Annotated in this window: 18 protein-coding genes; 10 read left to right on the top strand and 8 right to left on the bottom strand. The window is 64.0% G+C overall.

Features of this window, described 5'->3' with window-relative positions; translation table 11 throughout:
• The first annotated feature begins 2 nt into the window (after positions 1–2).
• The 4 genes from IEI94_RS12570 (at position 3) to IEI94_RS12585 (ending at position 5,084) form a co-directional block, all read left to right on the top strand.
• A complete protein-coding gene (locus IEI94_RS12570; protein WP_191167658.1) occupies positions 3–2,903 on the top strand; it encodes a ribonucleoside-diphosphate reductase subunit alpha in 2,901 nt (966 codons plus the stop codon).
• A 46-nt stretch (positions 2,904–2,949) separates the two neighbouring features.
• Positions 2,950–4,209, top strand: coding sequence for a ribonucleotide-diphosphate reductase subunit beta (locus IEI94_RS12575; RefSeq protein ID WP_191167659.1), 1,260 nt, complete (start codon positions 2,950–2,952; stop codon positions 4,207–4,209).
• An 84-nt stretch (positions 4,210–4,293) separates the two neighbouring features.
• The gene (locus tag IEI94_RS12580; protein WP_224750119.1) at positions 4,294–4,590 is read left to right on the top strand and encodes a hypothetical protein; all 297 of its coding nucleotides are present in this window, start codon (positions 4,294–4,296) and stop codon (positions 4,588–4,590) included.
• 20 nt (positions 4,591–4,610) lie between these two features.
• Complete coding sequence (locus IEI94_RS12585; RefSeq protein WP_191167660.1) at positions 4,611–5,084, top strand: NUDIX hydrolase; 474 nt, start codon at positions 4,611–4,613, stop codon at positions 5,082–5,084.
• Between the two features lie 222 nt (positions 5,085–5,306).
• Here IEI94_RS12585 and IEI94_RS12590 read toward each other — a convergent pair whose 3' ends face one another.
• Positions 5,307–5,780, bottom strand: coding sequence for a transcriptional regulator (locus tag IEI94_RS12590; protein WP_318153393.1), 474 nt, complete (start codon positions 5,778–5,780; stop codon positions 5,307–5,309).
• A gap of 111 nt (positions 5,781–5,891) precedes the next feature.
• On the opposite strand from IEI94_RS12590, the gene IEI94_RS12595 reads away from it, so the two are divergent.
• Positions 5,892–7,349: a sensor domain-containing diguanylate cyclase gene (locus tag IEI94_RS12595; RefSeq protein WP_191167661.1), complete on the top strand. Its 1,458-nt coding sequence runs from the start codon at positions 5,892–5,894 to the stop codon at positions 7,347–7,349.
• Between the two features lies 1 nt (position 7,350).
• Here the strand turns inward: IEI94_RS12595 and IEI94_RS12600 are convergent, their stop codons facing one another.
• Entirely contained in the window at positions 7,351–7,530 is a 180-nt protein-coding gene (locus IEI94_RS12600) for a PLDc N-terminal domain-containing protein (RefSeq protein WP_191167662.1), read from the bottom strand.
• Between the two features lie 142 nt (positions 7,531–7,672).
• On the opposite strand from IEI94_RS12600, the gene IEI94_RS12605 reads away from it, so the two are divergent.
• Complete coding sequence (locus IEI94_RS12605; protein WP_191167663.1) at positions 7,673–9,496, top strand: monovalent cation:proton antiporter-2 (CPA2) family protein; 1,824 nt, start codon at positions 7,673–7,675, stop codon at positions 9,494–9,496.
• A gap of 99 nt (positions 9,497–9,595) precedes the next feature.
• Positions 9,596–10,927 carry a hypothetical protein gene (locus IEI94_RS12610; protein WP_191167664.1) on the top strand — a complete coding sequence of 444 codons (1,332 nt, stop codon included), beginning with the start codon at positions 9,596–9,598 and terminating at the stop codon, positions 10,925–10,927.
• On the opposite strand, the gene IEI94_RS12615 is transcribed toward IEI94_RS12610, so the two are convergent.
• Genes IEI94_RS12615 through IEI94_RS12630 form a run of 4 tightly spaced genes read right to left on the bottom strand, consistent with a single transcriptional unit; the run spans position 10,924 to position 16,588 of the window.
• Positions 10,924–13,317: an ATP-dependent DNA helicase gene (locus IEI94_RS12615; RefSeq protein ID WP_191167665.1), complete on the bottom strand. Its 2,394-nt coding sequence runs from the start codon at positions 13,315–13,317 to the stop codon at positions 10,924–10,926. The genes IEI94_RS12610 and IEI94_RS12615 overlap by 4 nt on opposite strands.
• A complete protein-coding gene (locus tag IEI94_RS12620; protein ID WP_191167666.1) occupies positions 13,314–15,011 on the bottom strand; it encodes a VRR-NUC domain-containing protein in 1,698 nt (565 codons plus the stop codon). The genes IEI94_RS12615 and IEI94_RS12620 overlap by 4 nt, the downstream gene beginning before the upstream one ends.
• A gap of 56 nt (positions 15,012–15,067) precedes the next feature.
• Complete coding sequence (locus IEI94_RS12625) at positions 15,068–16,045, bottom strand: YihY/virulence factor BrkB family protein (protein WP_318153394.1); 978 nt, start codon at positions 16,043–16,045, stop codon at positions 15,068–15,070.
• A 21-nt stretch (positions 16,046–16,066) separates the two neighbouring features.
• Positions 16,067–16,588, bottom strand: a complete 522-nt coding sequence (locus tag IEI94_RS12630; RefSeq protein WP_191167667.1) for a TIGR02281 family clan AA aspartic protease — start codon at positions 16,586–16,588, stop codon at positions 16,067–16,069.
• A 169-nt stretch (positions 16,589–16,757) separates the two neighbouring features.
• Here IEI94_RS12630 and IEI94_RS12635 point away from each other — a divergent pair, with 169 nt between their 5' ends.
• The gene (locus IEI94_RS12635; protein ID WP_191167668.1) at positions 16,758–17,372 is read left to right on the top strand and encodes a flavin reductase family protein; all 615 of its coding nucleotides are present in this window, start codon (positions 16,758–16,760) and stop codon (positions 17,370–17,372) included.
• Here IEI94_RS12635 and IEI94_RS12640 read toward each other — a convergent pair.
• Both IEI94_RS12640 and IEI94_RS12645 read right to left on the bottom strand, forming a co-directional pair.
• Complete coding sequence (locus tag IEI94_RS12640; RefSeq protein WP_191167669.1) at positions 17,356–19,161, bottom strand: putative bifunctional diguanylate cyclase/phosphodiesterase; 1,806 nt, start codon at positions 19,159–19,161, stop codon at positions 17,356–17,358. The genes IEI94_RS12635 and IEI94_RS12640 overlap by 17 nt on opposite strands.
• Positions 19,162–19,396: 235 nt before the next feature.
• Positions 19,397–20,749, bottom strand: a complete 1,353-nt coding sequence (locus IEI94_RS12645) for an MFS transporter (protein ID WP_224750120.1) — start codon at positions 20,747–20,749, stop codon at positions 19,397–19,399.
• Between the two features lie 235 nt (positions 20,750–20,984).
• Here IEI94_RS12645 and IEI94_RS22630 point away from each other — a divergent pair, with 235 nt between their 5' ends.
• Both IEI94_RS22630 and IEI94_RS12655 read left to right on the top strand, forming a co-directional pair.
• On the top strand, positions 20,985–22,388 hold the full coding sequence (locus tag IEI94_RS22630) for a substrate-binding periplasmic protein (protein ID WP_224750121.1): 1,404 nt from the start codon (positions 20,985–20,987) through the stop codon (positions 22,386–22,388).
• The gene (locus tag IEI94_RS12655; protein WP_191167670.1) at positions 22,385–23,623 is read left to right on the top strand and encodes a sensor domain-containing diguanylate cyclase; all 1,239 of its coding nucleotides are present in this window, start codon (positions 22,385–22,387) and stop codon (positions 23,621–23,623) included. The genes IEI94_RS22630 and IEI94_RS12655 overlap by 4 nt, the downstream gene beginning before the upstream one ends.
• Positions 23,624–23,687: the final 64 nt, after the last annotated feature.

The following is a 23,687-nucleotide window of genomic DNA, read 5'->3' on the forward strand; positions in this document are numbered from 1 at the left end:
CCATGGATACCACTCTGACTCCCGGCAAGACGCCGGTGAACGTGACCGCCCCCAACCAGCTGCGGGTGATCAAGCGAGGCGGCGATGTCGTCTCTTTCGATGCCAGCAAGATATCGGTGGCGATGACCAAAGCCTTCATCGCCGTGGAAGGCGACAACGCCGGTGCCTCGTCGCGGGTGCGCGACTTCGTGGCCCAGGCCTCGACCGCCATCAGTGAAGCCTTCCTGCGCCGCATGCCCGATGGTGGGACGCTGCACATCGAGGACATCCAGGACCAGGTGGAACTGGCGCTGATGCGCGCCGGCGAGCAGAAGGTTGCCCGCGCCTATGTCCTCTACCGCGAAGAGCATGCCCGGGCGCGCGCCGCCGCCGGCGATGATATCGAGAAGCCGCACCCGACCCTCAACGTCACCGCCCTCGACGGCAGCCGCCGTCCACTCGATCTGGGCCGGGTCGAGACGCTGGTATTCGACGCCTGTGAGGGACTCGCCAACGTCGATCCCAACAAGATCGTCGAGGACTCGCTGAAGAACCTCTACGACGGTGTGACCGTCGACGGGGTCTCCCAGGCGCTGATGATGACCGCACGCACCCTGGTCGAGAAGGACCCCAACTACACCTACGTCACCGCCCGCCTGCTGCAGGACAACCTGCGCCGCGAAGCGCTGTCGTTTCTGGGCGTCGCCGAAGAGGCCACCTACCAGGAGATGGCTGAGCTCTACAAGCCGGCCTTCAAGGCCTACATCGAGCGTGGCATCGGCTTCGAGCAGCTCGACGAGAGACTCGCCGAGTTCGACCTCGAGCGCCTCGGCGATGCGCTGGACCACACCCGCGACATGGCTTTCACCTATCTCGGCCTGCAGACCCTCTATGACCGTTACTTCATCCACCAGGACGATGTGCGCTACGAACTGCCCCAGGTGATGTTCATGCGCGTGGCCATGGGCCTGGCACTCGACGAAGACGACCGCGAAGCGCGTGCCGTCGAGTTCTACGAGCTGCTCTCGAGCTTCGATTACATGGCCTCTACGCCAACCCTGTTCAACTCCGGCACCCAGCGTAGCCAGCTCTCCAGCTGCTATCTGACTACCGTGTCCGACGACCTGGACAGCATTTACAGCGCGATTCGGGACAATGCCATGCTCTCCAAGTGGGCCGGCGGCCTGGGCAACGACTGGACACCGGTGCGCGCGCTGGGCTCCTACATCAAGGGTACCAACGGCAAGAGCCAAGGGGTGGTGCCCTTCCTCAAGGTGGTCAACGACACCGCCGTGGCGGTCAATCAGGGCGGCAAGCGCAAGGGCGCGGTATGCGCCTACCTCGAATCCTGGCACCTCGATATCGAGGAGTTCCTCGAGCTGCGCAAGAACACCGGCGACGATCGCCGTCGTACCCACGACATGAACACCGCCAACTGGGTGCCGGATCTGTTCATGAAGCGCGTTTTCGACGACAAGGAGTGGACGCTGTTCTCACCGTCCACCTGCCCGGACCTCCACGACCTCTACGGTGCCGCCTTCGAGCAGCGCTACGAGGAGTATGAAGAGATGACCCGCACCGGTCAGCTCAAGCTCTACAAGCGGATCAAGGCCAAGGACCTGTGGCGCAAGATGCTCTCGATGCTGTTCGAGACGGGCCACCCCTGGATCACCTTCAAGGATCCCTGCAACCTGCGCAGCCCGCAGCAGCACACCGGTGTCGTTCACTCGTCCAATCTGTGTACCGAGATCACCCTCAATACCAGCCCCGAGGAGATCGCGGTCTGCAACCTGGGCTCGGTGAACCTGGCCCAGCACGTGGTCGACGGCCAGCTCGACGACGCCAAGCTCAGGCGCACCGTGCGCACCGCGGTACGCATGCTCGATAACGTTATCGACATCAACTACTACGCGGTGCCCCAGGCGCGCAACTCGAACATCAAGCATCGCCCGGTGGGGCTCGGCATCATGGGCTTCCAGGACGCGCTCTACGCTCACGGCATCGCCTACGCCAGCCAGGAAGCCGTGGCCTTTGCCGACCGCTCCATGGAGCTGGTCAGCTACCACGCCATCGAGGCCTCCTCGGACCTGGCCGCCGAGCGCGGACGCTACCAGAGCTTCGACGGCTCGCTGTGGAGCCAGGGCGTGCTGCCGATCGACTCCATCGACAAGCTCAAGGTCGAGCGCGGCGAGAAATACATCGCCGTGGACACCTCTGCGACCCAGGACTGGGCGCCTCTGCGCCGCAAGATTGCCGAGCAGGGCATGCGCAACTCAAACGTGATGGCGATCGCGCCCACGGCGACGATCTCCAATATCTGCGGGGTCTCGCAGTCGATCGAACCCACCTACCAGAACCTCTACGTGAAATCGAACCTGTCCGGCGAGTTCACGGTGGTCAACGCCTATATGGTCAACGACCTCAAGGAGCGTGGCCTGTGGGACGAGGTGATGATCAACGATCTCAAGTACTACGACGGCAGCGTGCAGCCCATCGAACGGGTCCCCGAGGACCTCAAGGCCAAGTACGCCACCGCCTTCGAGGTCGAGCCCAAGTGGCTGGTCGAAGCCGCCTCGCGGCGCCAGAAGTGGATCGATCAGGCGCAGTCGCTGAACCTCTATATCAAGGGCGTCTCGGGCAAGAAACTCGACGTGACCTACCGCATGGCCTGGTACCTGGGGCTCAAGACCACCTATTACCTGCGTGCCCTGGGCGCCACCTCGGTGGAGAAGTCCACCGTCGAGCGCGGTAACCACAACGCCGTGGGCAGTGGCGCACCGGCGCCGGCACCCAGCGTCGCAGGCGCTCCCGAGCCGCGCGGCATCGACGACTACCTGCAGAGTGATTTCCTCGCGGGCAAGGGCGGCCAGCGCGCGCCCTCGGCCGGCGATATCGACGAACTGGGCTGCGAGGCGTGTCAGTAAGCGCCCATACCGAATGTAACCGGAACCTTAACCGGGAGAGAGATAGATGCTGAACTGGGACGAATTCCACGAGGACGATAGCGGCGTCGCCGAAGCGAGCCCCAAGTACGCCGCCGCATCTACCCCGCCGGCGGCCAAGCCAGCCGCGGCGCCGAGTGCCGAAGAGGCGCCCGAGGGCGGTACCGGCAACCGCTACCAGACCGCCGACGAGGAGCGTCTGGCGCGGGCGCGCAAGTCCCTCGAGGAGCTCGACGTGGCCGCCGGCCTCGAAGAGCTCGAGATGGGCGCGGCGCGTATCGAAGTCGACGACAAGCAGATGATCAACGCCCGTGCCGACTTGAACCAGCTGGTGCCGTTCAAGTATGAGTGGGCCTGGCAGAAGTACCTGGACGGCAGCGCCAACCACTGGATGCCCCAGGAAGTGAACATGAACGCCGATATCGCACTGTGGAAGAGCCAGGACGGCCTGACCCCGGACGAGCGGCGCATCGTCGAGCGCAGCCTCGGCTACTTCTCCACCGCCGACTCGCTGGTCGCCAACAACCTGGTGCTGGCGCTCTATCGCCTGATCACCAACCCCGAATGCCGCCAGTATCTGCTGCGCCAGGCCTTCGAGGAAGCCATCCACACCCACGCCTACCAGTACTGCGTGGAGTCGTTGAGCATGGATGAGGGCGCGGTCTTCAACATGTACCGCGAAGTGCCCTCGGTGGCAGCCAAGTCGGCCTGGAGCCTCAAGCACACCCAGTCGCTGTCCCGCGCCGACTTCCAGACCGGCACCCCGGAGACCGACCAGGAGCTGCTGCGCAATCTGGTGGCCTTCTACTGCGTCACCGAAGGCATCTTCTTCTACTGCGGCTTCAGCCAGATCCTCTCCATGGGCCGGCGCAACAAGATGACCGGCGTCGCCGAGCAGTTCCAGTACATCCTGCGCGACGAGTCGATGCATCTGAACTTCGGCATCGACATGATCAACCAGATCAAGATCGAGAACCCGCACCTGTGGACCGCCGAGTTCCAGGACGAGGTGACCCAGATGATCATCGAGGGCACCGAACTGGAGATCGCCTACGCCCGGGACACCATGCCCCGCGGCGTGCTGGGCATGAACGCGGCGATCATGGAGGAGTATCTGCACTTCATCTGCAACCGCCGCCTGGCCCAGATCGGCTTGAAGGAGCAGTACCCCGGCGCCAAGAACCCCTTCCCATGGATGAGCGAGATCATCGACCTGCGCAAGGAGAAGAACTTCTTCGAGACCCGCGTCACCGAGTACCAGGTGGGTGGAGCGCTGAGCTGGGACTAGACCGATCCAAGACCTTCGCCCTCCTCATGGGAGGGCGAGTTCGGACACCAACGGATGCCGACCACCCCAATGGAGGGCACTGCCATGAGCGCATCTCTGGCAATCGAGCAGGACGTTTCCCGACAGTGGCAACACGCGCTGGACCGCGCCCTGGCGGCCCACGAACGGGAAAGCGCGACCGCCTACTACACCTATATTGCACTGGCCTTCCCCGCCGATACGCCCTACACCAGCACCACCAACCCGTTGATCGATTTTCGCGCCCTCAAGACCTGGGCCGGCGAACGTGGTTGGCGAGTGTTGCCGTCACGTCAGGCGTCGCCCAGCGATAAATATCGCCCCCCGGTGCACTTTCAGCGCCAAGCGACGTCGCTGCACTGAGCATCGCCGGGGAGTATTTCGTGCACTATCCGGCCAGCTCTGTCACAACCCTACACATCGCCGCCGCGATCATTGTCGACGATGCAGGACGTCTGCTGCTGGTGCGTAAGCGCGGCACTCAGGCCTTCATGCAAGCGGGCGGCAAGATCGAACCCGGCGAGACAGCAGCCGCAGCACTAACCCGCGAGCTTTACGAGGAGTTGGCGCAGCGACCGAAGCGTCTCGTCTACCTGGGTGAGTACCAAGCTCCTGCGGCGAACGAGCCAGGCCTGCATGTCCGTGCCCAGCTGTTCAGGGTCGACATCGCTCCCGACGTAAAACCTGCCGCCGAAATCGCGGAGTTGCGCTGGGTCACCTGCCAGGAAGCCCAGGCACTGCCTCTGGCAGCGCTCACCCGACAGTATGTGCTGCCACTGGTTAGCGAGGCCGACAAGATATGTCCCGGTCCGGCCACCGGGGGGATTGAAAGTGACTCGCATTTAGATGCAGACTAGTCGGTGACTTCACCAGCATGCAGGCTTACTCGGCCTGCGACAGTGCTTCGCTACCCAGAGGTACGTTGCCATGAGCAAGAGCATCATCGAACGCGTCTACGTCCCCACTCACGTTCGTCAGCTCCCCAACGGCGAGCGGGTCAAGATTCCCGGGCATTACAGAAAGCCCACAACCGATTGATCGTTACCGCCGCGCCGCATGAATCTCGCCGAGCGATGCGTTCAGCGCGGCTTGACCTTCGACGCCGCGACCAACGCAAACATGACTTCACGCAGCGTCTTGCGCTGCTCTGCGGGCAGCGCGCGGTAAGCGTCCAACACTTCTTGTTCCTCGGCGCTCATTTCGGCTCTCCAAGTGGCCGGGGACTCACCTACCCCTTGCATATCCGCTGCCCCGTAGCGTAACCGCTGCGGCTCCACTTGCAGCCATTGGGCCAGCACCATCAGCTTGTCCTGGCTAGGCATGGACTCGCCGCGCAGCCAGCGGCGCACCCCCTGGAAAGTAATGGGTTTTCCCCAAAAGCGCAGATTGAACTCGCGCTCCAGTATCGAAGGCCTGGGGTCATACCCTGCTTCTCGCATGGCGTGCTTCAACCGCTCGGCAAATAGTCGTTTTTCATCCATGCCGCAAATGTGAAGCATTGGTTCAACTCGGGTTGAACTGAAATTCAATTTCTGATTAAACTCATGGTTCAATCCACTAGTCGTATCCAATGCATATGCGGTAGCCGTGCAGGCCCAGGTTGTGTACGAAACGTCGGCGAGCGCGGGAAGTTCTGGGACAACTCCAGCGCCAAGGGGATAAACATGAGTATAGACCCTCCGTTCCCTCAGCCTCGCCCGCTTGAGCTGGCCACTCTCGTGCAGGAACTGTCATGGGTCAGCCTGGCAAATGACCAGGATGCCATTGTCCAGCGCTTAGCCGAGCGGCTCTTCTGGCTTACTCGGCAGCATCCCGTGACCCTCTATCGGCGCTACCCGGGCGGCAATACCCGCCTCGTATGCCAGCAGCCCCCCTCGGCAAGCCGCGCGGACGGCAATGATCAAACCATCCTGATCCCGCAAGACCCGCCTCACTGGGGATACGCCAGCTGCCGCACGGAGAACCTGACAACTGAAACGCTGCCGCTGCTGAGGTTGTGGCTCGACATCAGCGGTCAACGTCTGCGCTACCTGACATCGCTCCGCTACGAGCATCATCGCCAACAGCTAAAGGCCAAGCGGCGTCTTATCGTCAGCGAGATACGCCAGATGCAGGATGCCGATACGCTAGTCGCGCGCCACGGCGATCACTGGCTATCGCTACTGCATGCCCAGGGTGTCGCCCTAATGCTCAACGACAGGCACGTGGTTCGGGGGATGACACCGACGGCAAGCGCCTTGTCGCAGCTGAAAACGGCCCTGTCCACCATGCAGGCGTCGCAACACATCGTTACCCTCAGCGACCTGCCGGATCATGCCTCAGCGGCATTGCCAAGCGCACGGCATGGCGGCGCGCTTGCCATACGCATGACCGTCGCCGACCTGACGCTGGGGTGGATGGTGCTGTTCAGGCTTCATGAGCCTGAGCACCAGGATGGTGGCGTCGATGTTTACCTACCTTCAGGGTGGCTGGCGAGCGATGTGCAGATCGCACAGGATCTCGCCGATGACATCGCGGTGGCGCTATCGGTCATCGATATCATGCACGCTAACCGCAAGCTGATAAGCAGCAACGATCAGTTGAAGCGACTCGCCCATCGCGACCCACTGACGGGCTGCTGGAACCGCTATCGCCTGGATTTGGCACTTACCGAGGTCATTGCGCAAAGTACCTGCAATGGCGACTCGCTGTTCTTGCTGTTGATCGACATTGATGACTTCAAATCGATCAACGACCAGCATGGTCACATGGTAGGAGACGAAATCATCGCCCATGTTGCCGCCCTGATAAGAAAGCAGCTACGTCATCAGGATGGCTGGGGGCGCTGGGGCGGCGAGGAGTTCATGGTCATCATTCCGAGAGTCACTCACGCCCGTGCGCTGAAGATGGCCGAGCGTTTGTGCGACGCAATCGCTCAGTCGCCCTGCCCCGCGCCGGTGCAAGGCGTCACGATCAGTATTGGCGTAGCGCGCTGGCAGCCTGGATTGGGGCACCGTCAACTGATCGAACGCGCTGACGATGCCATGTATCGGGCCAAACGTAGCGGTAAAAATCGTGTGGAATCGGCCGAAGAGCGCGCCGCCACCGAGGCGCGTGGGGGCGGGGTCAATCCGACCGCATAAGTTACCCCTTGGGCCCCAACAGCAGCCAGAAGATCAACCCTACCAGCGGGAAGAACAGCAGAATCAGGATCCACAGCAGCTTGGCCACCGGCCCCGCCGAACTCTTGGCCACCTTGACGACGGCCCATATCACAATGATCAGCCAGATCAGGCCCAACAGACCACCGACTTCAATTCCCATAATGCACTCTCCTTTGCGGTTAAACGGGCGTCCCCCTGCATGGTAAGCATAGTCGACGCGGATTGCACAGCCGTCCTGTGGACACGACGCTGACGGGTTATCATGGCAGACCTTGCCTGCTTGCTGCTGAACGGATCTTACCTTGGCCACCGACCTGCTCTACAACGCGCTGATCTTTCTCGCCGCCGCGGTGCTGATCGTGCCGTTATTCAAACGGATCGGCCTCGGCGAGGTGCTGGGTTATCTGGCCGCCGGGGTGGTAATCGGTCCTTCGGTACTGGCGCTGGTACCGGACGCCGAGGGCGTGCTGCAGTTTTCTCAGGTGGGAATCGTCCTGCTGCTGTTCGTGATCGGCCTGGAGCTCAAGCCGGCACGCCTCAAGGTGATGCGACGCGCGGTATTCGGCTTCGGCAGCCTGCAGGTCGCGGTGACCAGCCTGTTGCTGTCACTCGGCGGCTGGTGGCTGGGGCTGGCGCCGACGGCCGCCCTGGTCGTGGGGTTCAGCCTGGGGCTATGCTCCACGCCACTGGTGCTGCAGCTGCTTGGCGAGCGCAAGGAGCTGCAGACCCGCCACGGCCGCAATGCCTTCGCCCTGCTGCTGTTTCAGGATCTGGCGGCCATTCCCGTGCTGGCGGCGATACCGATCCTTGCCGCCGGATCGCTGCTGGCCGACGGCGCCGCCCCACTGCTGCGCGAGGTGGCGCTGGCCATCGCGGCCTTTGCGGTGCTGATCATTGGCGGCCGCCTGCTGCTGCGGCCGCTGTTTCGCATGGCCGCCGGCACCGGCAGCCGCGAGGTATTTGCCGGCACCACCCTGCTGGTGGTGATCGGTGCCGCCCTGCTGATGGAGCTGGCCGGGCTGTCCATGGCGCTGGGCGCCTTTATCGCCGGGGTGCTGCTCGCCGATTCCGAGTATCGGCATAATATCGAGGCCGATATCGAGCCCTACCGCGGCCTGCTGCTGGGGCTGTTCTTCATGGCAGTGGGGATGATGGCGCAGATCGGCCTGCTCGCCGAGCAGCCGCTGACCATCCTGGGTCTGACCCTGGGTCTGCTGCTGCTCAAGGGCACGAGCGTGATCATCGCCGCACGGCTCTACGGCACCACCTGGAAGGAGGCGACCAGTCTCGGCGTGCTGCTCTCCCAGGGCGGTGAGTTCGCCTTCGTGCTGCTGACCGCCGCCGCTGCTGCTGCGCTGCTCGATACTGGACTGGTCCAGCTGCTGATCCTGGTGATCTCGCTATCGATGGCCACTACGCCGCTACTGTTTCTGGGCCATGTGCGCTGGGTACGCCCACGCTTTGACGCCCCCAAACCACGACCGGGCTACGATAGCCCCCGGGACGACTCGCCGCGGGTGATCATCGCCGGCTTCGGGCGCTTCGGCCAGATCATGGGCCGCGTGCTGCAGGGCCTGAAGATCCCCTATACCGTGCTCGACATCAACGCCGACCAGGTCGATTTCGTAAGGCGCTACGGCAACAAGGTCTATTTCGGCGACGCCTCGCGCAGCGACCTGCTGCGCGCCGCCGGCGCCGACAAGGCGCGTATCCTGGTGATCGCGGTGGGCGATATCGAGGCTTCATTGCGGATTGCCGAACGGGTGCGGCGGCAATTCCCGCATCTGCGGCTCTATGCACGAGCACGCAATCGCTATCACGCTCACCGACTGATGCGCGCCGGCATCCATCGGCTGATTCGCGAAATGCTGCCCTCCAGCCTCGAACTGACACGCGAGCTGCTGATCGAACTGGGCCTGCCCTCTGATCAGGCCCAGCACACCGTCGATACCTTCCGCGAACACGACGAGCGCACCCTGATGCGTCAGCTCGAGGTGTTCGGCAATGAAAAACAGCAGATTCAGACCGTACAGGAGGCCGCCCGCGAGCTGGAAGCGCTCTACGAAGCCGACGAGGATATCGCCACGCCGCCACGCAGCGCTCCCTCCCAACACAACCAGCGTTGACGCGGCCCGCCGCTAACCAGGCAGCCGCGCCAGGCAGGCATCGCCCGTACCGGGCTCGACTATACTGAGACTCTGCCCGACCTGACCGGCGGAGCCCTCATGCCACGATATGCTCACCGCTTATGGCCCACGCTGCTTATTGTGATCGGCCTCACTGTCGCCGATGCCTCGGCTCAGGAGTCCGCACTCTCTGACGACACTGAACCGCCACTCACCCCCGTTGAGCGGGTCGCGTTCGATTGGGAGCAGAGCCTAGAAAGCCTGAGAGTGCTGGATCTTGACGGCCGGGAGATCGACGCCGAGGTCGAGCCTCGGCAGGAACCGGGGCGGATCAGCCTCAGCGTCCCGACACAGGCCCCCTTCGTGGTCAAGGGTGACGAGGTCGAGACCCGTCGGCTCACCACGGAAGAGCGACAGATGCTACCTGGCGGGCTCTTTCTTCCCTCCACCACCGAGATCGACGAGGTTATCTTGCCACCGGGGCTGGGCATCACGCCGCTACCATCCCTGCCACCCAGGCCGTCCACCTGGCTGCGTCTCACCGCAGCCGCGAGCCCGATACCCGCCACCTGGGATCCCCTGAGCGGCAGCTACCACACCCAGCTAAGTTTCGGCGTTCACCCCTCGGATGAAGCGCGTTTCGCGTCTGACCAGACATTCGAGCATCCCATCGAAATCAGGGTGCAGCTGCGCGGCCTCTCCACGCGCGAGGCGCTGCCTCCGCTGTTGATCGAGGCGCCGGGGCTGGCTAACGAACAATCCCTGGTGCTCGACTTCATGCCCTCCACACCGACCCCCACCCTGGAGATCCGGTCTACCCTCTCCGACGTCAACCTGGAGCTCGAGGCGCTGCCGCGGCTGGAGGTCCGGCCGCAGTCGACCAGCATGGTCGGGCTCGGGCTGGCCAGAATGGTCATCAACGTCGAGCAGGTGACGCCCTACGGTGAGCCGCTGCGCGCCACTCACCCTACCCGCATCGCCCTTACGGTCGACGGACCCGCAACGCCCGACCCCAGCGAACTGCAGCTCGAACCGGATCAGTCCACGGCCTCGCTGGAACTGCGCTCATCCGGTCTCGCCCCCCTTACCGTTAGTGCAGTGGCCGGCAGCCTGAGGGGGGAAGCGACCATCCAGCAGCGCATGCCCTGGGGGCCACTGCTCGCCGCCCTGTTGGGTGGCGCCCTGGGTGGGTTCGGCCGTCGCTTCGTCAAGGGTGCGCCCCAGGCATCGACACCGCTACGCCTCCTCGAGGGCGTCATTGTGGCCCTGATTGCCTACGTGGCCGGGGTCCTGGGAGTCGGCTATCTGGCCTTGCCGATGGCCGTGGTTGCCACCGAAGCCGGCGCCTTTCTGACCGGCGCCCTGAGCGGGTTCATCGGCGTGAACGTGCTCGAACGCCTGCAGACGAAGGTCTCCCCCCAGGCCGGCTAGACGCTCGACGGCAATGTGCCCGGCAAGTCATCCGCAGCCCCAGGCTGGCGGTCAGCGGGAGACGCTGGCGCCGTTTCCGGCCGCCGCCACCAGGCCGGCAGCAGCGCCTGGTTGCGGGCCTCGCCGAAGCGGTCGTCGAGCAGCACCACCACGCCGCGATCCTCGGGGCCGCGAATCACCCGACCGGCGGCCTGTACCACCTTGGTCAGCCCCGGATAACGATAGGCGTAGTCGAAGCCACGGCCGAAGCGCTCCTCCAGGCGAGCCTTGAGGATCTCGTTCTCCGCACTGATCGGCGGCATGCCGAGGGTGGCGATAAAGGCACCGACCAGGCGTTCTCCGGGAAGATCGATGCCTTCGGCGAAGGCGCCGCCGAGCACTGCGAAGCCGATCCCGCGGCCGCCAGCGACGAAGTCGTCGACAAAGGCCTGACGCGCCGTTTCGTCCATGCCGCGACGCTGACAACGACTGGGAATCTCGGGATAGTCACGCGACAGGTGCGACACGGCCGCCTCGAGGTAGGCGAAGCTGCTGAAGAACGCCAGGTAGTTGCCCGGTGTGCGGTGGTACTGGTCGGCGATCACTGCGACCAGGGCATCCAGCGAGCTCTCGCGATCTCGCCAGCGGGTCGAGAGGTGGCGCGCCAGGCGCACCTCGAGCTGCGCGCCGCTGAACGGCGAGCCCACCTCCCACCACACGGCATCCTCGGCAAGCCCCAGCAGATCGCGGTAGTAGTCGGCGGGGCTCAGGGTCGCCGAGAACAGCACCGTGGTTTGGCTGGCAGCCAGCCGCGGCGCCAGGAAGTCGGCGGGGATCAGGTTGCGCAGGGCCAGAGTCGCCCGACCGCGTCCGTGTCGGGTCAGGCTGCAGATAGAGTGATCGCCGAACGACTCTGCTAGCCGGCACAGTGCCAGCGCTTCGAACATGAACGCCTGCAGCTCGTCGACCTCGCCGCTGGGGTGTTCGGCAAGATAGTCGCCCACCGCCGAGACCGCCTGCTGCAACGCCTGGATCAGCCCCACAGGCAGTGTCTCCAGAAGGTGTGGCGTCTCCGCGGCGTTCTCCGCCGTATTGAGGGCAAGCAGTTCGCGCCACTGCCGGACCACCCGCCCCAGCGGACGCGCCAGGGCCGGTGGCGCACGCCGCTGAACGGCGTTGCAGCGCTGCTGGTCGAGGCCGGCGCTGTACATGCCCCGCGCTCGCTCCACCAGGTTGTGGGCCTCGTCGACCAGCACCGCCACTCGCCACTCCTGGGCCTGGGTAGCAGCAAAGAGCAGTGCGCTGGTATCGAAGTAGTGGTTGACGTCACCCACCGTCAGATCACACCAGCGCACCAGCTCCTGGCCGAGGTAGTAGGGGCAGATGCTGTGCGCCAGTGCCAGCTCACGCAGCGCCGCCCGATCGAGCACTCCGCCCCGTGCCACCGCCGCCTGACGCGCCGCTGGCAGACGATCGTAGAAGCCCCGCGCCAGCGGACAGGCATCGCCGTGGCACGCCTTGTCAGGATGCTCGCAGGCGGTGTCGCGGGCGACAAGCTCCAGCACCCTCAAGGGCAGCGGCTCGGCAGTCGTTTCGGAGTCCTCCCCCACGCCCAGCGTGCGCAGCGCCTCCAGGGCCAAGCGCCTGCCGGGGGTCTTCATGGTCAGGAAGAACACACGATCGAGTCCCTGACGCGGCATGGCGGCAAGCATCGGAAACAGCGTGCCCAGAGTCTTGCCGATCCCGGTAGGGGCCTGCAGCAGCAGCTGGCGACCAGTACCGGCAGCCTTGTATACCACTTCGGCCAGCTCGCGCTGGCCCTGGCGAAACGCCGGATGGGGAAAACGCAGCGCGGTCAGGGCACTGTCGCGACGGCGGCGGTGAGCAGCCTCCTGCTCGGCCCAGGCCAGATAGTGCTGGCACTGGGCGACGAAGAAGGCCTCCAGCTCATCGGCCGTCGCCGGCTCGGTGAGCCGGGTCTCCTGCCCCGAACCCACCTCCAGATAGACCAGCGCCAGCTCGAGCCGCTCGAGCTGGCGGGTCCGACACAGCAGCGCGCCATAGACCTTGACCTGGGCCCAGTGCAGGGCGCGCTGATTGGCGCCCATCCGCGCCAGGCTGCCGCGGTGGGTCTTGACCTCCTCGAGGCGTCGAGCTTCCGGGTCGAAACCGTCGGCGCGCCCACTGACCAGCAGCCGCGCGCCCGCCACCTCCACCTCGCCGTGCAGGCTCAGCTCGCTTTCGTAGCCCACCCCGCGCCGCTCGGCGATGAGCTGGTGTCCCGCGATGCCCTGCTGGGCGGTGGGCGACGGCGTGAAGCGGTGATCCAGGTCGCCACTCCGGGCGGTGACATCGCACAGCGCCCTGACCGCTACCCGGTAGCAGGGGCGGTCCGCCGACGCCTCGCTCACGGGGCCTCCTGCCAGCACACCTGGCACACCGAGACGGGGATATCGTGAGTGTGGAAATAGGCCATCCAACGGCGCTGATTGTCCTGTAGGCGATCACCGGGGCCCTTGACCTCGATCAGCCGGTAGCGCGGACCGCGGGCTGCATCGGGCAGGAACTGGATCAGGTCCGGCAAACCAGCGCGATTGCTGCCGATATCCTCCAGCAGGCGCGCGAACAGTCGCTGGAGGTGTGCTGCCGGCAGGCACTCAAGGGCACGTTCCAGTAGCGTCTGGTCGAGCACCTGCCAGTCGACGAAAGGCGATGCCAGGCCCTGTTTGGCGTGCCAATGGCGACGCACGGTATCGGCATAGCGGCCGTCTTCTAGCTGGGCCAGGCAGGCAGCAAAACGCTCGCGTCGCCGGCTGACGAAGTCCTCGCGACGCAGATCCGCCGGGCCACGCTGGAAAGGGTGGAAGAAGGCGCCGGGCAGCGGGGCGAAGATCGCCTCCCAGCAGAGCAGCCCGAACAGCCCTCCGATCAGGGCGTTCTCGACGTAGTGGACCGGGGCATCGTCGCGCTGCAGGTGATCTCGCACCGCGCCTTCAACGCTACCAGCAGGCCTCGGCAGCGTCAGCGCCCAGCGTTGGATGTCAGGCTCCGGTGCCGCCGCTTCCACCGCTATCCCCAACCGCCGACGCAGTCGCGGCAGCAGCCTTGTCAGCGCCTGACGTTCGGCCTCGCTTAGCGGCGTCTGCGTCTCGGCCAGGCGTAATGCCGAGAGGTGCTCTCCTCGCCGCTCCAGCAGCCGCAGGCGTCGAATGCGCGCCTCGCCACCACCGCCCGGATCGCGACCCGCTTCGGCATAGGCCTCGAGGGCCAGTTCAGGGTTGGCGTTACGCTCGGCCTCACGGCCTAGCTGGAACACCAGCCGCGCACGCCGGGTCGCTAACCAGGGGCTGTCCCCGCCAGAGTCTGCGAGCTCCGACCACAGCGCCTCAGGCGCCTCTCCCGCGTCGAGACGCTCGCGCAAGCGCTGCAGTTGCAGATAGGCGTCGACCTCGGCACGCCGCTGGAAGGCCCGCGAGGCAGGGTCCAGTGGCACCCGCTCATAGCGCTGGACGCCGAGTTCGGCGAGCACGAAGTCGGCCCAGTCCTGGCGAAAATTGCCGAAGAACATCAGCCGCAGCCGTTCGCAGTGCTCCATGCAGGTAAGGCGAACGATGCGATCCGGCGCCTCGGGCCACCACTCGGTGAGTCGGCGTGGCTCACTCAGCCGCGCCGCCAGCGCCTCACGCAGCGTCGCCTTGGCGGTGGAAGTGGGCAAGCCTGCGGCACGCATCTCGTCGGCCAGCGCAGTGCGCAGCTCGGCCAGGCGCCAGTGGCGAAACAGCTCATCGAGGGAGAGCAGCGGATCCTCCTCGACCCAGCCCGCATCGACCAGCGGTGCCAGCGCAGCACCGCTATCACCGATCTCCGTATAAGTCAGCCGTGCGACGCGAAAATGCTCGCCGCGGCGCATCACCATGCGCACCAGCAACGCCTGTGAGGGTATCGGCAGGTCGGCCACCGCCTTGACGAAGGCGCGCTCGGCGTCGCTCAAGAGATCGTCATAGCACACCGCTACCCAGTCCAGCAGGCAGCGAAAGTTCGCCAGATAGTAGCGCGGATCGTCGAGGGAGGCCGCCGCCGGGGCGGCGAGCGATATACTGTTCATTTATCCATGTTAGCAGCACCTGCGGGGCGCCGACCAGATCGATCTTATTCGCCGGCTTAGCGCTTACGCCATGAGTGCGCCTTACCCAGGGTATCGGCGACGTGGGCACCGCGTTCGCCCATCGGCCGCGGCTCGCCAATCGTGGTGTCGCGGCCGGTCTGGCGCTCCATTTCACCGTTGAGCTCGGCGCCGACCAGCACCATGAAGGCCGATAGCCAGAACCACAACAGCAGCACCACCACGGCGCCCAGGGAACCATAGAGCTCATTGAAATTGGCGAAATAGCGCGCGTAGAGCGACAGCCCCAACGAGCCCAGCAGCCACAGCAGGGTCGCCGTCACCGTGCCCACGCTGAGCCACTCCCAGCGTGGCGCACGACGGTAGGGAGCAAAGCGATACAGCACCGCGATCACCAGCATCATCACCAGTACCAGGATCGGCCAGCGCAGCAAATTGATCAGTGTCACCAGGGTGCTGTCGAGACCCAGCATGCCGATGACCAGCGGCAACCCGGCGATAAATACAATGGTCACCAGGGTCAAGACGATCAGCCCCACCGTCAGGGCCGATACCACCGTGATCCTATGCACAAAGCGTCGCCGCTCCTGCTCGCCGTAGACGATGTTGAGGCCGAGGATCAACCCTCGCACCCCCTTGGAGGCGACGAATATCGCGATCACCAGGCTGACCAGCGCCGTCACGCTGAGTCCGGCGTCGGTATTCTCGCTGATCTCGTTGGCCTGGTGTTCGATGATCGCCGCCGCGCCGGGCGGGATGAAACGACTCAGTTCGGCGATCTGGCGCGCGATATCGTGGGGGTCTAGTACCAGCGCCCAGATCGAGATGACCGCTGCCAGTGCTGGAAACAGCGACAGCAGCGCATAGAAAGCGACGCCTGCAGCGAGCATGGTGATGTTGTCGTCGCTCATCTCGCGCTTGACTCGCCAGGCGATATCCAGCCAGCCGAGGCCGCCAATCTGGCTCGGCTGTTCGGCGCGACGGCCTCGGGGGCTGTTCGGCCTCTCCTCGGTCACATACTGCTCCTTGATGTGATGTCAGCGCTCGGGTCGGCTGAGCACCATTTGGTCACCGCTGATCTGGATATCGAAGCGGTTGAGAAAGCTCATCCCCAGCAGCGCTCGCTCCCCCTCCAGACCGGGGTTGATCGAGCCGCGGACCTGGCGGGCGGTGAGACCGCCGAGGCTGACCCGCTCGAGCTCGGTGATAAAGCCGTCAACGCGGCCGTTGGCGGTCTGGAAGCTGGCGGTGCGACCGGCCTCGAGACCAAGCTGATCGGCCAGGTCGCTGGAGACCGCGATATAGGTGGCCCCGGTATCGAGAAGGAATTCCACCGGTTCGCCGTTGATACGCCCGGTGGCGACAAAATGCCCTGAAGCGTTGCGAGTCAACGACACCGGATCGTCGCCTTCGGTCATGTGCACCAGGCCGGCGTTGGGATTACGCCGCTCATCGAGCACACCCTGGAACCACCAGCTGCCTATCGCCAGCACCAGCAGCCAGAACAGCAGCATCATGCCGAGCCCGGTGCGTCGCACGCCTCTGTCCTGATCATCCATTGACTCACCTCCGCCGGCCGCCGCCTCTACCTTACATAGTCGCCTCGAACGGCGATCGGTTCCCTCCAGCCTACCAACAACTTGGCCCAAGCGGTTCCCCAAGCACCTTTACCACGCCACGATTCAGTGGTGGGATAGCCCCTTATTCGCCTTGTCTGGAGAGACCACCATGAACGATAACGCCCTGTCGGCCGATGCCTGGGACGCCGGCACGCTCTACCGGCTCTTCACCGGCAGCATCGCGCCGCGCCCCATCGCCTGGGTCTCGAGCGCGGACGCCGCCAGCACCGCCAACCTGGCACCCTTTTCGTTTTTCAACGTGGCAAGCGTAGCGCCGCCGGTACTGGTGTTCTCGCCGCTGCTCAATGGCCAGGCCGAGGCCAAGGATACCCTGAACAACCTCACCGCGGTGCCCGAGTGCGTGATCCATATCGGCGGTGAGGTACTGGCCGAGGCGCTCAATGTCACCAGCGCCAGCCTGGCCCCGGAGCAGGACGAATTCGAGCATGCCGGGCTGGCCAAGGTCGCCATGCCGCCATTGCAGGTGCCGCGGATCGCCGAAGCGCCGGTAGCCTTCGGCTGCCGGGTACGCGATATCATGCGCTTCGGCGAAGGCCCCATGGCCGGCAATCTGGTAATCGCCGAGGTGGTGGCGATCCACGCCGATCCGGCGGTATGGAACGGTCGTCACGTCGATCTCGACGTACTCAAGCCGATCGGCCGTCTGGCGGGCAGCGACTATCTACGCGCCAGCGACCGCTTCGCCCTCAGCCGCCCGACCTGAGCAGCCCCCTGCCGTCACTGGCTCGTGCAAGGATGTCTCCCAGCGCTTCGCAAGCCATTGGACGGTGCCAGAGATATCCTTGCACCGTTTCAATCCCGATGGCACTCAGCACCGCCTGCTGAGCGTCCGTTTCGACCCCTTCAGCCACGACATTCATGTTCAGGGCACCGCCGATATTGACGATCCCACGCGTCACTTCCCGAGCGGTGCTATCGGTGGCCAGGTCAATGATAAAGCTACGATCGATCTTGAGGGTATCTAGTGGTAGTTGGCGCAGATAGCTGAGCGAGGAGTAGCCTGTACCGAAATCGTCCAGTGCGGTCATGACTCCACGCGACCTGAGGTTTTCAAGCGACCTTATCGCGATGTCGATGTGCTGAATCAGGGCTTGTTCGGTCACCTCGATCACCAATAGCTCAGGCGCCAGCCCGGCTGAAGCCAACGCAGACTCAACATCGCTGATAAAGCCCTCACGGTAGAGCTCTGATGCTGAGATATTGACATTGACCTTCACCGGCTCATCCAGCGCATCGTTCCATGCGCGGGCCGCTTGGCAGGCGCTCAATAATACCCAGCGAGTAAAGTCTCGGCACAGCAGCGGATTATCTTCGACAATGGGTATGAAATCACCGGGACTGACGGTGCCCAGGGTAGCGTCGTCCCATCTCGCCAGGGCCTCACAGGCCTGGATCCGCCCTGAACTGTGGTGGACAATCGGCTGGAAAGCCAGACTCAGTCGGCATTGAGAAAGCGCTTCAATAAAGGCCTGGGTCATCTGATCGCGACGCAGCAATCTCGATTCATCGCCGTTATCATAGAAACCAAACCCTGCCTGACTCGGCTTGGCAATGTTGGCACGACGCGACAGCTCCTCCGCGCCAGCTGCTTGATCAGGATATAGGCACGCCCCAACCGCCACCTGGGCACTGCGCATCCCCTCCGCATTACCGTAAGGACGAATCACTTCATTATAGATTCGTTCGGCCCACTGACGTGCGTTAGCGTCTGACACAATATCCCCGCGCGCTACCAGCATACGATCAGGATAGGGGCGCGACACCATGCCATGGCGACCGCTTATCTTTCTTAGCCTTGTACCGAACAGGTTCATCACCTTATCCCGCGCCCTTTCACCATAGGCACTGGCCAATTCCTCATACTGGGTAAAATGCACCACGGCCAGCGCCACCTTGGCGTGACGCCGGTTGGCCGATTCGATCACCGATACCAGGCAATCGTGCCCAATGAGCTGTCGAGGAAGTGACGTTGCGGAATCAAACAAGGCGTTCTCAGCAAGATCGGCCTGGGTGAGTTTCAAGCGGTCGGTGAGCGCGACCTCATGCTCCACCAGCGCTGCCAGCTGTGCAAAGCGGCGCCGTTCAATGGCATTGAACTGTCGCTCTTCCGGGCCCAGCACACATAGTGTTCCGACAGGCTCTCCTTCGGCACCACGCAGCGCTTGGCCTGCGTAAAAGCTTAACCGCCGATGGCTCAGCGTTTGCGACACATTCTCAAAAAAGGCTTCATTTCCCTGCCGACTCACCTCGTAGTAGCCTTTCTGAAGCGTCAAGTGACACGATTCACTTACAAAGTGATGCTCCCCACCAGACTGAACTCCCACTGCGGACTTGATCCAGCCGCGTTGAGCGTCGAATAGGGTGACCAGGCAGATAGGCATGTCAAAAAGATCGGCGACAAGACGTGTCAGACGATCGAAACGGCTTTCTGCACTGGTATCAACCAGCTCAAATACCGATGTTTCCTGCACCGACGCCGGCTCACCGAGCATTGGTGTCGGGGTATCTTCAGATGAAGGAGTATAACTAGGACGAGTCAAAGAGAATCTCCACGGCAAACGGAATGCTAGTGACCTGCGTTTCCGTCTGCACCGAGACGGGCAATTTCTCGCCGCTGGCCGATCACAGACTTCGGAAGTGAAGTTGCTTGGAACTGTTATCGGCACTTCCCAGGATTGCTTTAGCTGAACAGCCAATAGCCGTCCAGCAGCAGCGTCAGCGGCTCATTCACGCGGCCGAGGCCTGCCACTGCTCGGCCACCCGCTGGCCGCGGGCCTGATTGACCGCCAGGCAGATCAGAATGGCGACGATGAACAGCCCCGCGCACAGCAGGATCGAGGCCTGCAGGCCGACCACCGACTGCAGCAGTCCCAGGCAGATGATGCCAAACACCCCGGCGAGCTTGTTGGCCAGCCCCCAGAAGCCGAAGAACTCCGCCGACTTCTCCAGCGGCGAAAACAGTCCCACCAGGGCACGGCTAGCCGACTGGCTCGAGCCCAGGCTGAGCCCCGCCAGGCAGCCAACCACCAGAAACAGATGTTGCGCCTCCCAGTCGAGGCCCCACTGCGCATTGAGCCAGGCGGTCAGCTCAGGGGTCGCCCAGATGGCGAAGATCGCCGCCACCCAAAGCAGCAGCGTGCCGATATAGGTGACCTTGGCCCCGATGCGGTCCTGAATCATGCCAAACCCTAGCGCCCCGGCAGCAGCCGTGATCTGCACGATGATGAACATGATATTGCGAATCGACTCATCCCAGCCAATCACCTGAGCGCCGTAGATAAAGGCGAAGGCGATGATGATGTAGACCCCTGCCATGGAGAACAGCAGCGACACCAGGAACACGCCCAGGTCACGGAAGCGGCGCAGGTCCTCGAGGGTCTGGGTGACCCGCTGGCGGGCGATGCGGTAGTAGCTCATGCCAGCGGGTAGCGTCTGGGGCGAGCCGCGCTCCTTGAGCCACAGGAAAGTGGGAATCGCCGTGATCAGGAAGAAGCCCGCGGCAAAGGGCCCGACCCAGCGGATACGCTCGAAGTTCTCGGCGGTGGCCTCGCCCAGCGCTACCAGCGTGAAGCCAGCGGCGAACAGACCGCCGATATAGCCCAGCGCCCAGCCGAAACCGGATATCTTGCCCAGGTCTTGCGGCGGACCGAGGTCGGGTAGAAAGGCGGCGATGAACGACTCACCCATCGAGTAGGCGTAGTTGGACAGCGTGATCAGCATGAACCCCAGCAGCACATAGCCCGGCGCCACGAAGTAGAGCATCGCGGTGGTGGCGATGGTGGCCAGATAGCTGACGAAGAGAAAGCGCTTCTTGCTCGCCGAGTAATCCATCACTGCGCCACACAGCGGACCGCTGACCACCACCATCAGATAGCTGAGTGCCAGCGCCAGGCTCCATAGCAGGTTGGCCAGGCGATAGTCATCGCCGCGGTCGCCGACGATTACCGTAGTGAACAGCTCACCGAACACCACCGTGATGATCAGCAGGGTGTAGGCCTGGTTGGCGAAGTCGAACATCGCCCAGCCCAGTATTTCCTTGCGCGAGGCCCGGCTACGGGGCGCGACGCCGGTATGACTCATGGGACATTCCTTTGTGAGCGTGGCTCGACAAGACTAGCAGCACCGCCGCGTCTACCACCACGGGATAGCCGTGCCCCACACTACCGCGTTGAATGACATACGGACGATTTTCCTCTAGCTTTGAGTCGAACTGCCGATATTGATTGCAGGTGGTCGGCTTTGCTTGACGGCCCGGCTATAACAGACGAGCGCCATCATCCCCCGGGATGCGTCTCGGACAGGGAGTACTGCGCCCATGATAGCAAGGTTGATACTGGCACTGTGCTTGATGCTATCGCTCCCCTCGGCACTGGCCCTGGAGCGGCTGACCTTCATCACTGAAGAGTATCCGCCCTATAACTATCGCCAAGACGGGCGTCTGGAGGGGATCGCCATCGAGGTGCTCGAAGCGCTGTTCGAGGCCAGCGACACGCCGCTCGACCGACACGCTGTGCACTACTATCCTTGGGCTCGCGGCTACGATCTTGCCCTCACCGAACCCGGCACGGTGCTATTTTCGACGACCCGTACCGAACAGCGCGAGGCGCTGTTCCAGTGGGTCGGCCCTATCGCCCGCGACAGCGTGACCCTGCTGGCCCGGCGCGACAGCAACATTCGCCTGGACTCCCTCGACGCGCTGGCTGAACGCGACTATCGCATTGCCGTGATACGCGAGGATATCGGTGCCCAACGTCTTCTCGAGGGCGGCGTCAACGATGACCAACTGCGCCCGGCGATCTCCAACCTCAGCGCCCTCAAGATGCTCAAGCATGCGCGTGTCGACCTGTGGGCCTACAGCCAGAACGTCGCCTTCTGGCTGATGGAGCAGCACGATATCGATACCCGGCAGTTCGAACCGGTACACACCCTCAGCGAGTCAGACCTTTACTTCGCTGTCCATCGCGACACCGACCCGGTCCTGGTCGAGACCATGCAGGCGACGCTCGACGACCTTGAGAAGCGCGGTCAGCTGGCACGACTCACCGGCAGTGGCGTGACCTTTACCACCGAAGAGTATCCGCCTTTCAACTACCTCGGCGAAGAGCGCCAGGTCGACGGCCTGGCCACCCGCATCCTGCAGCGCGCTCTCGATGATGCCGGCCACAGCGCCAGTTTCAGGCTGATGCCCTGGGCGCGAGCCCTTGCCGAGGCGAGCCTGCGCGATAACCACTGCGCCTATTCCACCAGCCTTACCGCCGCTCGCGAAGCCCAGTTCCAGTGGGTCGGCCCGCTGGCCAGCAACCGTTGGGCAGCCTTCGTGAGTATCGGCAGCCCACTGCTTGCCGATGATCTGGATGACTTGTCGGGGCTGACCGTTGGCAGCTTCCGCGAGGATGCGGTGGGTCAACACGTCGAGGCCCGTGGTATTCCCGTCACCATGGCCAGCCAGGAGCGCGACAACGTCCAGCGCCTCGCCGCTGGACTGATCGACGTCTGGGTCACCGGCGAGCTGCCGGCCCGTGTGCTCTCCGCCGAAGCCGGCGTCGAGCTGCGCAAGCTGTTCGACTTCCATGAAGTCGATCTCTACCTGGCCTGCCACCCCTCGGTCTCGGCAAGCTTTCTTGCCGACCTGCAGCACGCGCTGGATGAGCAGCATGCCACGGGGGGCAGCGCTCAGATTGAGGCCGAGGTGCTCGACGCCCTGGGAGTCACACCATGATGCGGCGCAGCCTCACCGCCAAACAGGCAGGGCTGACCCTGCTCATCGCAATCGTGTTGAGCATCGTTGCCGGCGCCCTGGAACTGGCCTCGGACGTGCGCACCCTGCGCGCCGAAGTCCGCGAACAGACCGAGCACACGCTGCGTCTGGTCAACGGTACCGCCACCGAGGCCGCTTTCCAGTTAAACCCTGACCTAGCCGAACAGGTCATCGACGGCCTGTTCGCCGCCGGCAACGTGCAACAGGTGGTCATCCGCGACGACTTCCAGCGTGTCATGGCCAGCCGCGAACTGGGCCGCGACAGCCAGGCGGGCTGGCTGATCGAGCGGCTGTTCGGCGATATCCTGCACTACCATGCCAACCTCGACTACGACCTCGGCCCGGGCAGTCCGACGAGTAGCGTGGGGGAAATCGAGCTGAGTCTGGCGCTGGACAGCCTGGGCAATGCCTTCGTCGAACGCAGTCGGATCGTGTTTCTGCTCAGCGTGCTCAAGGCCTTTGCCATCGCCGCGCTGGTGGTGGCAGTGTTTCACGCTTTCATCACTCGCCCGCTGCTCAAGGTGCACACGGCGATCGCCGCCACCGACCCTCGGCGCCCTGGAGACTGGCCAAAGCCGGCGCTGGGCAACCATGATAACGACGAACTGGGGGAACTGGTGGAGAGTCTCGACGAGCTGCTAAACGCCTTCCAGCACGGGCTCGAGCAGCGCGACCAGCTGCACCAGATATCGACCCTCGACGGCCTCACCGGAATCGCCAACCGGCGCTGTTTCGATGACGTCTACGCCGCGAGCTGGGAGAAAAGCCTCCGTGACGGCACGCCGCTGGCGGTGATCTTCCTCGATGTCGATCACTTCAAGGCCTACAACGACCACTTCGGCCACGCCCTCGGCGACGACACCCTGCGCGCACTGGCCACTGCCCTGGCCGGCGTGGTGACGCGGCCGGGGGACCTGGTGGCGCGCTACGGCGGTGAGGAGTTCGTGTGCGTACTGGCCAATACCGACCTCGATGCGGCACAACGTGTCGCCGAGCGCATTCGCCAGGCAATCAACGCCCTCGACCTGCCACATCCCGACGCCGACCGAGTCACCGCCAGCATCGGCATCGCCAGCGCCACGCCAGCCGACGACAGCCTGGACCGCGAGCAGTTGCTGGCCCTGGCTGATCAGCGCCTCTATCACGCCAAACACGCCGGTCGCGACCGCATCGTCACCAGCGAGGCGCCGGGATAAGGCGGCGCGATGGCCGACAGGCGGTGAGACACGCTAGACTCAGGGTAACGGCACCCACGAGAGG

Source organism: Halomonas sp. ML-15 (assembly GCF_014779595.1).
Lineage (GTDB): Bacteria > Pseudomonadota > Gammaproteobacteria > Pseudomonadales > Halomonadaceae > Franzmannia.

What these genes read in the sequence shown, in the direction of transcription:
- IEI94_RS12640 (WP_191167669.1), bottom strand. Translation starts at nt 19,161, where the DNA reads ATGCTCGGTGAGCCGGCGTCGGTGCAGGAAACATCGGTATTTGAGCTG.
- IEI94_RS12620 (WP_191167666.1), bottom strand. Translation starts at nt 15,011, where the DNA reads ATGAACAGTATATCGCTCGCCGCCCCGGCGGCGGCCTCCCTCGACGAT.
- IEI94_RS12630 (WP_191167667.1), bottom strand. Translation starts at nt 16,588, where the DNA reads ATGGATGATCAGGACAGAGGCGTGCGACGCACCGGGCTCGGCATGATG.
- IEI94_RS12595 (WP_191167661.1), top strand. Translation starts at nt 5,892, where the DNA reads ATGAGTATAGACCCTCCGTTCCCTCAGCCTCGCCCGCTTGAGCTGGCC.
- IEI94_RS12610 (WP_191167664.1), top strand. Translation starts at nt 9,596, where the DNA reads ATGCCACGATATGCTCACCGCTTATGGCCCACGCTGCTTATTGTGATC.
- IEI94_RS22630 (WP_224750121.1), top strand. Translation starts at nt 20,985, where the DNA reads ATGATAGCAAGGTTGATACTGGCACTGTGCTTGATGCTATCGCTCCCC.
- IEI94_RS12580 (WP_224750119.1), top strand. Translation starts at nt 4,294, where the DNA reads ATGAGCGCATCTCTGGCAATCGAGCAGGACGTTTCCCGACAGTGGCAA.
- IEI94_RS12635 (WP_191167668.1), top strand. Translation starts at nt 16,758, where the DNA reads ATGAACGATAACGCCCTGTCGGCCGATGCCTGGGACGCCGGCACGCTC.
- IEI94_RS12575 (WP_191167659.1), top strand. Translation starts at nt 2,950, where the DNA reads ATGCTGAACTGGGACGAATTCCACGAGGACGATAGCGGCGTCGCCGAA.
- IEI94_RS12600 (WP_191167662.1), bottom strand. Translation starts at nt 7,530, where the DNA reads ATGGGAATTGAAGTCGGTGGTCTGTTGGGCCTGATCTGGCTGATCATT.
- IEI94_RS12655 (WP_191167670.1), top strand. Translation starts at nt 22,385, where the DNA reads ATGATGCGGCGCAGCCTCACCGCCAAACAGGCAGGGCTGACCCTGCTC.
- IEI94_RS12645 (WP_224750120.1), bottom strand. Translation starts at nt 20,749, where the DNA reads ATGAGTCATACCGGCGTCGCGCCCCGTAGCCGGGCCTCGCGCAAGGAA.
- IEI94_RS12570 (WP_191167658.1), top strand. Translation starts at nt 3, where the DNA reads ATGGATACCACTCTGACTCCCGGCAAGACGCCGGTGAACGTGACCGCC.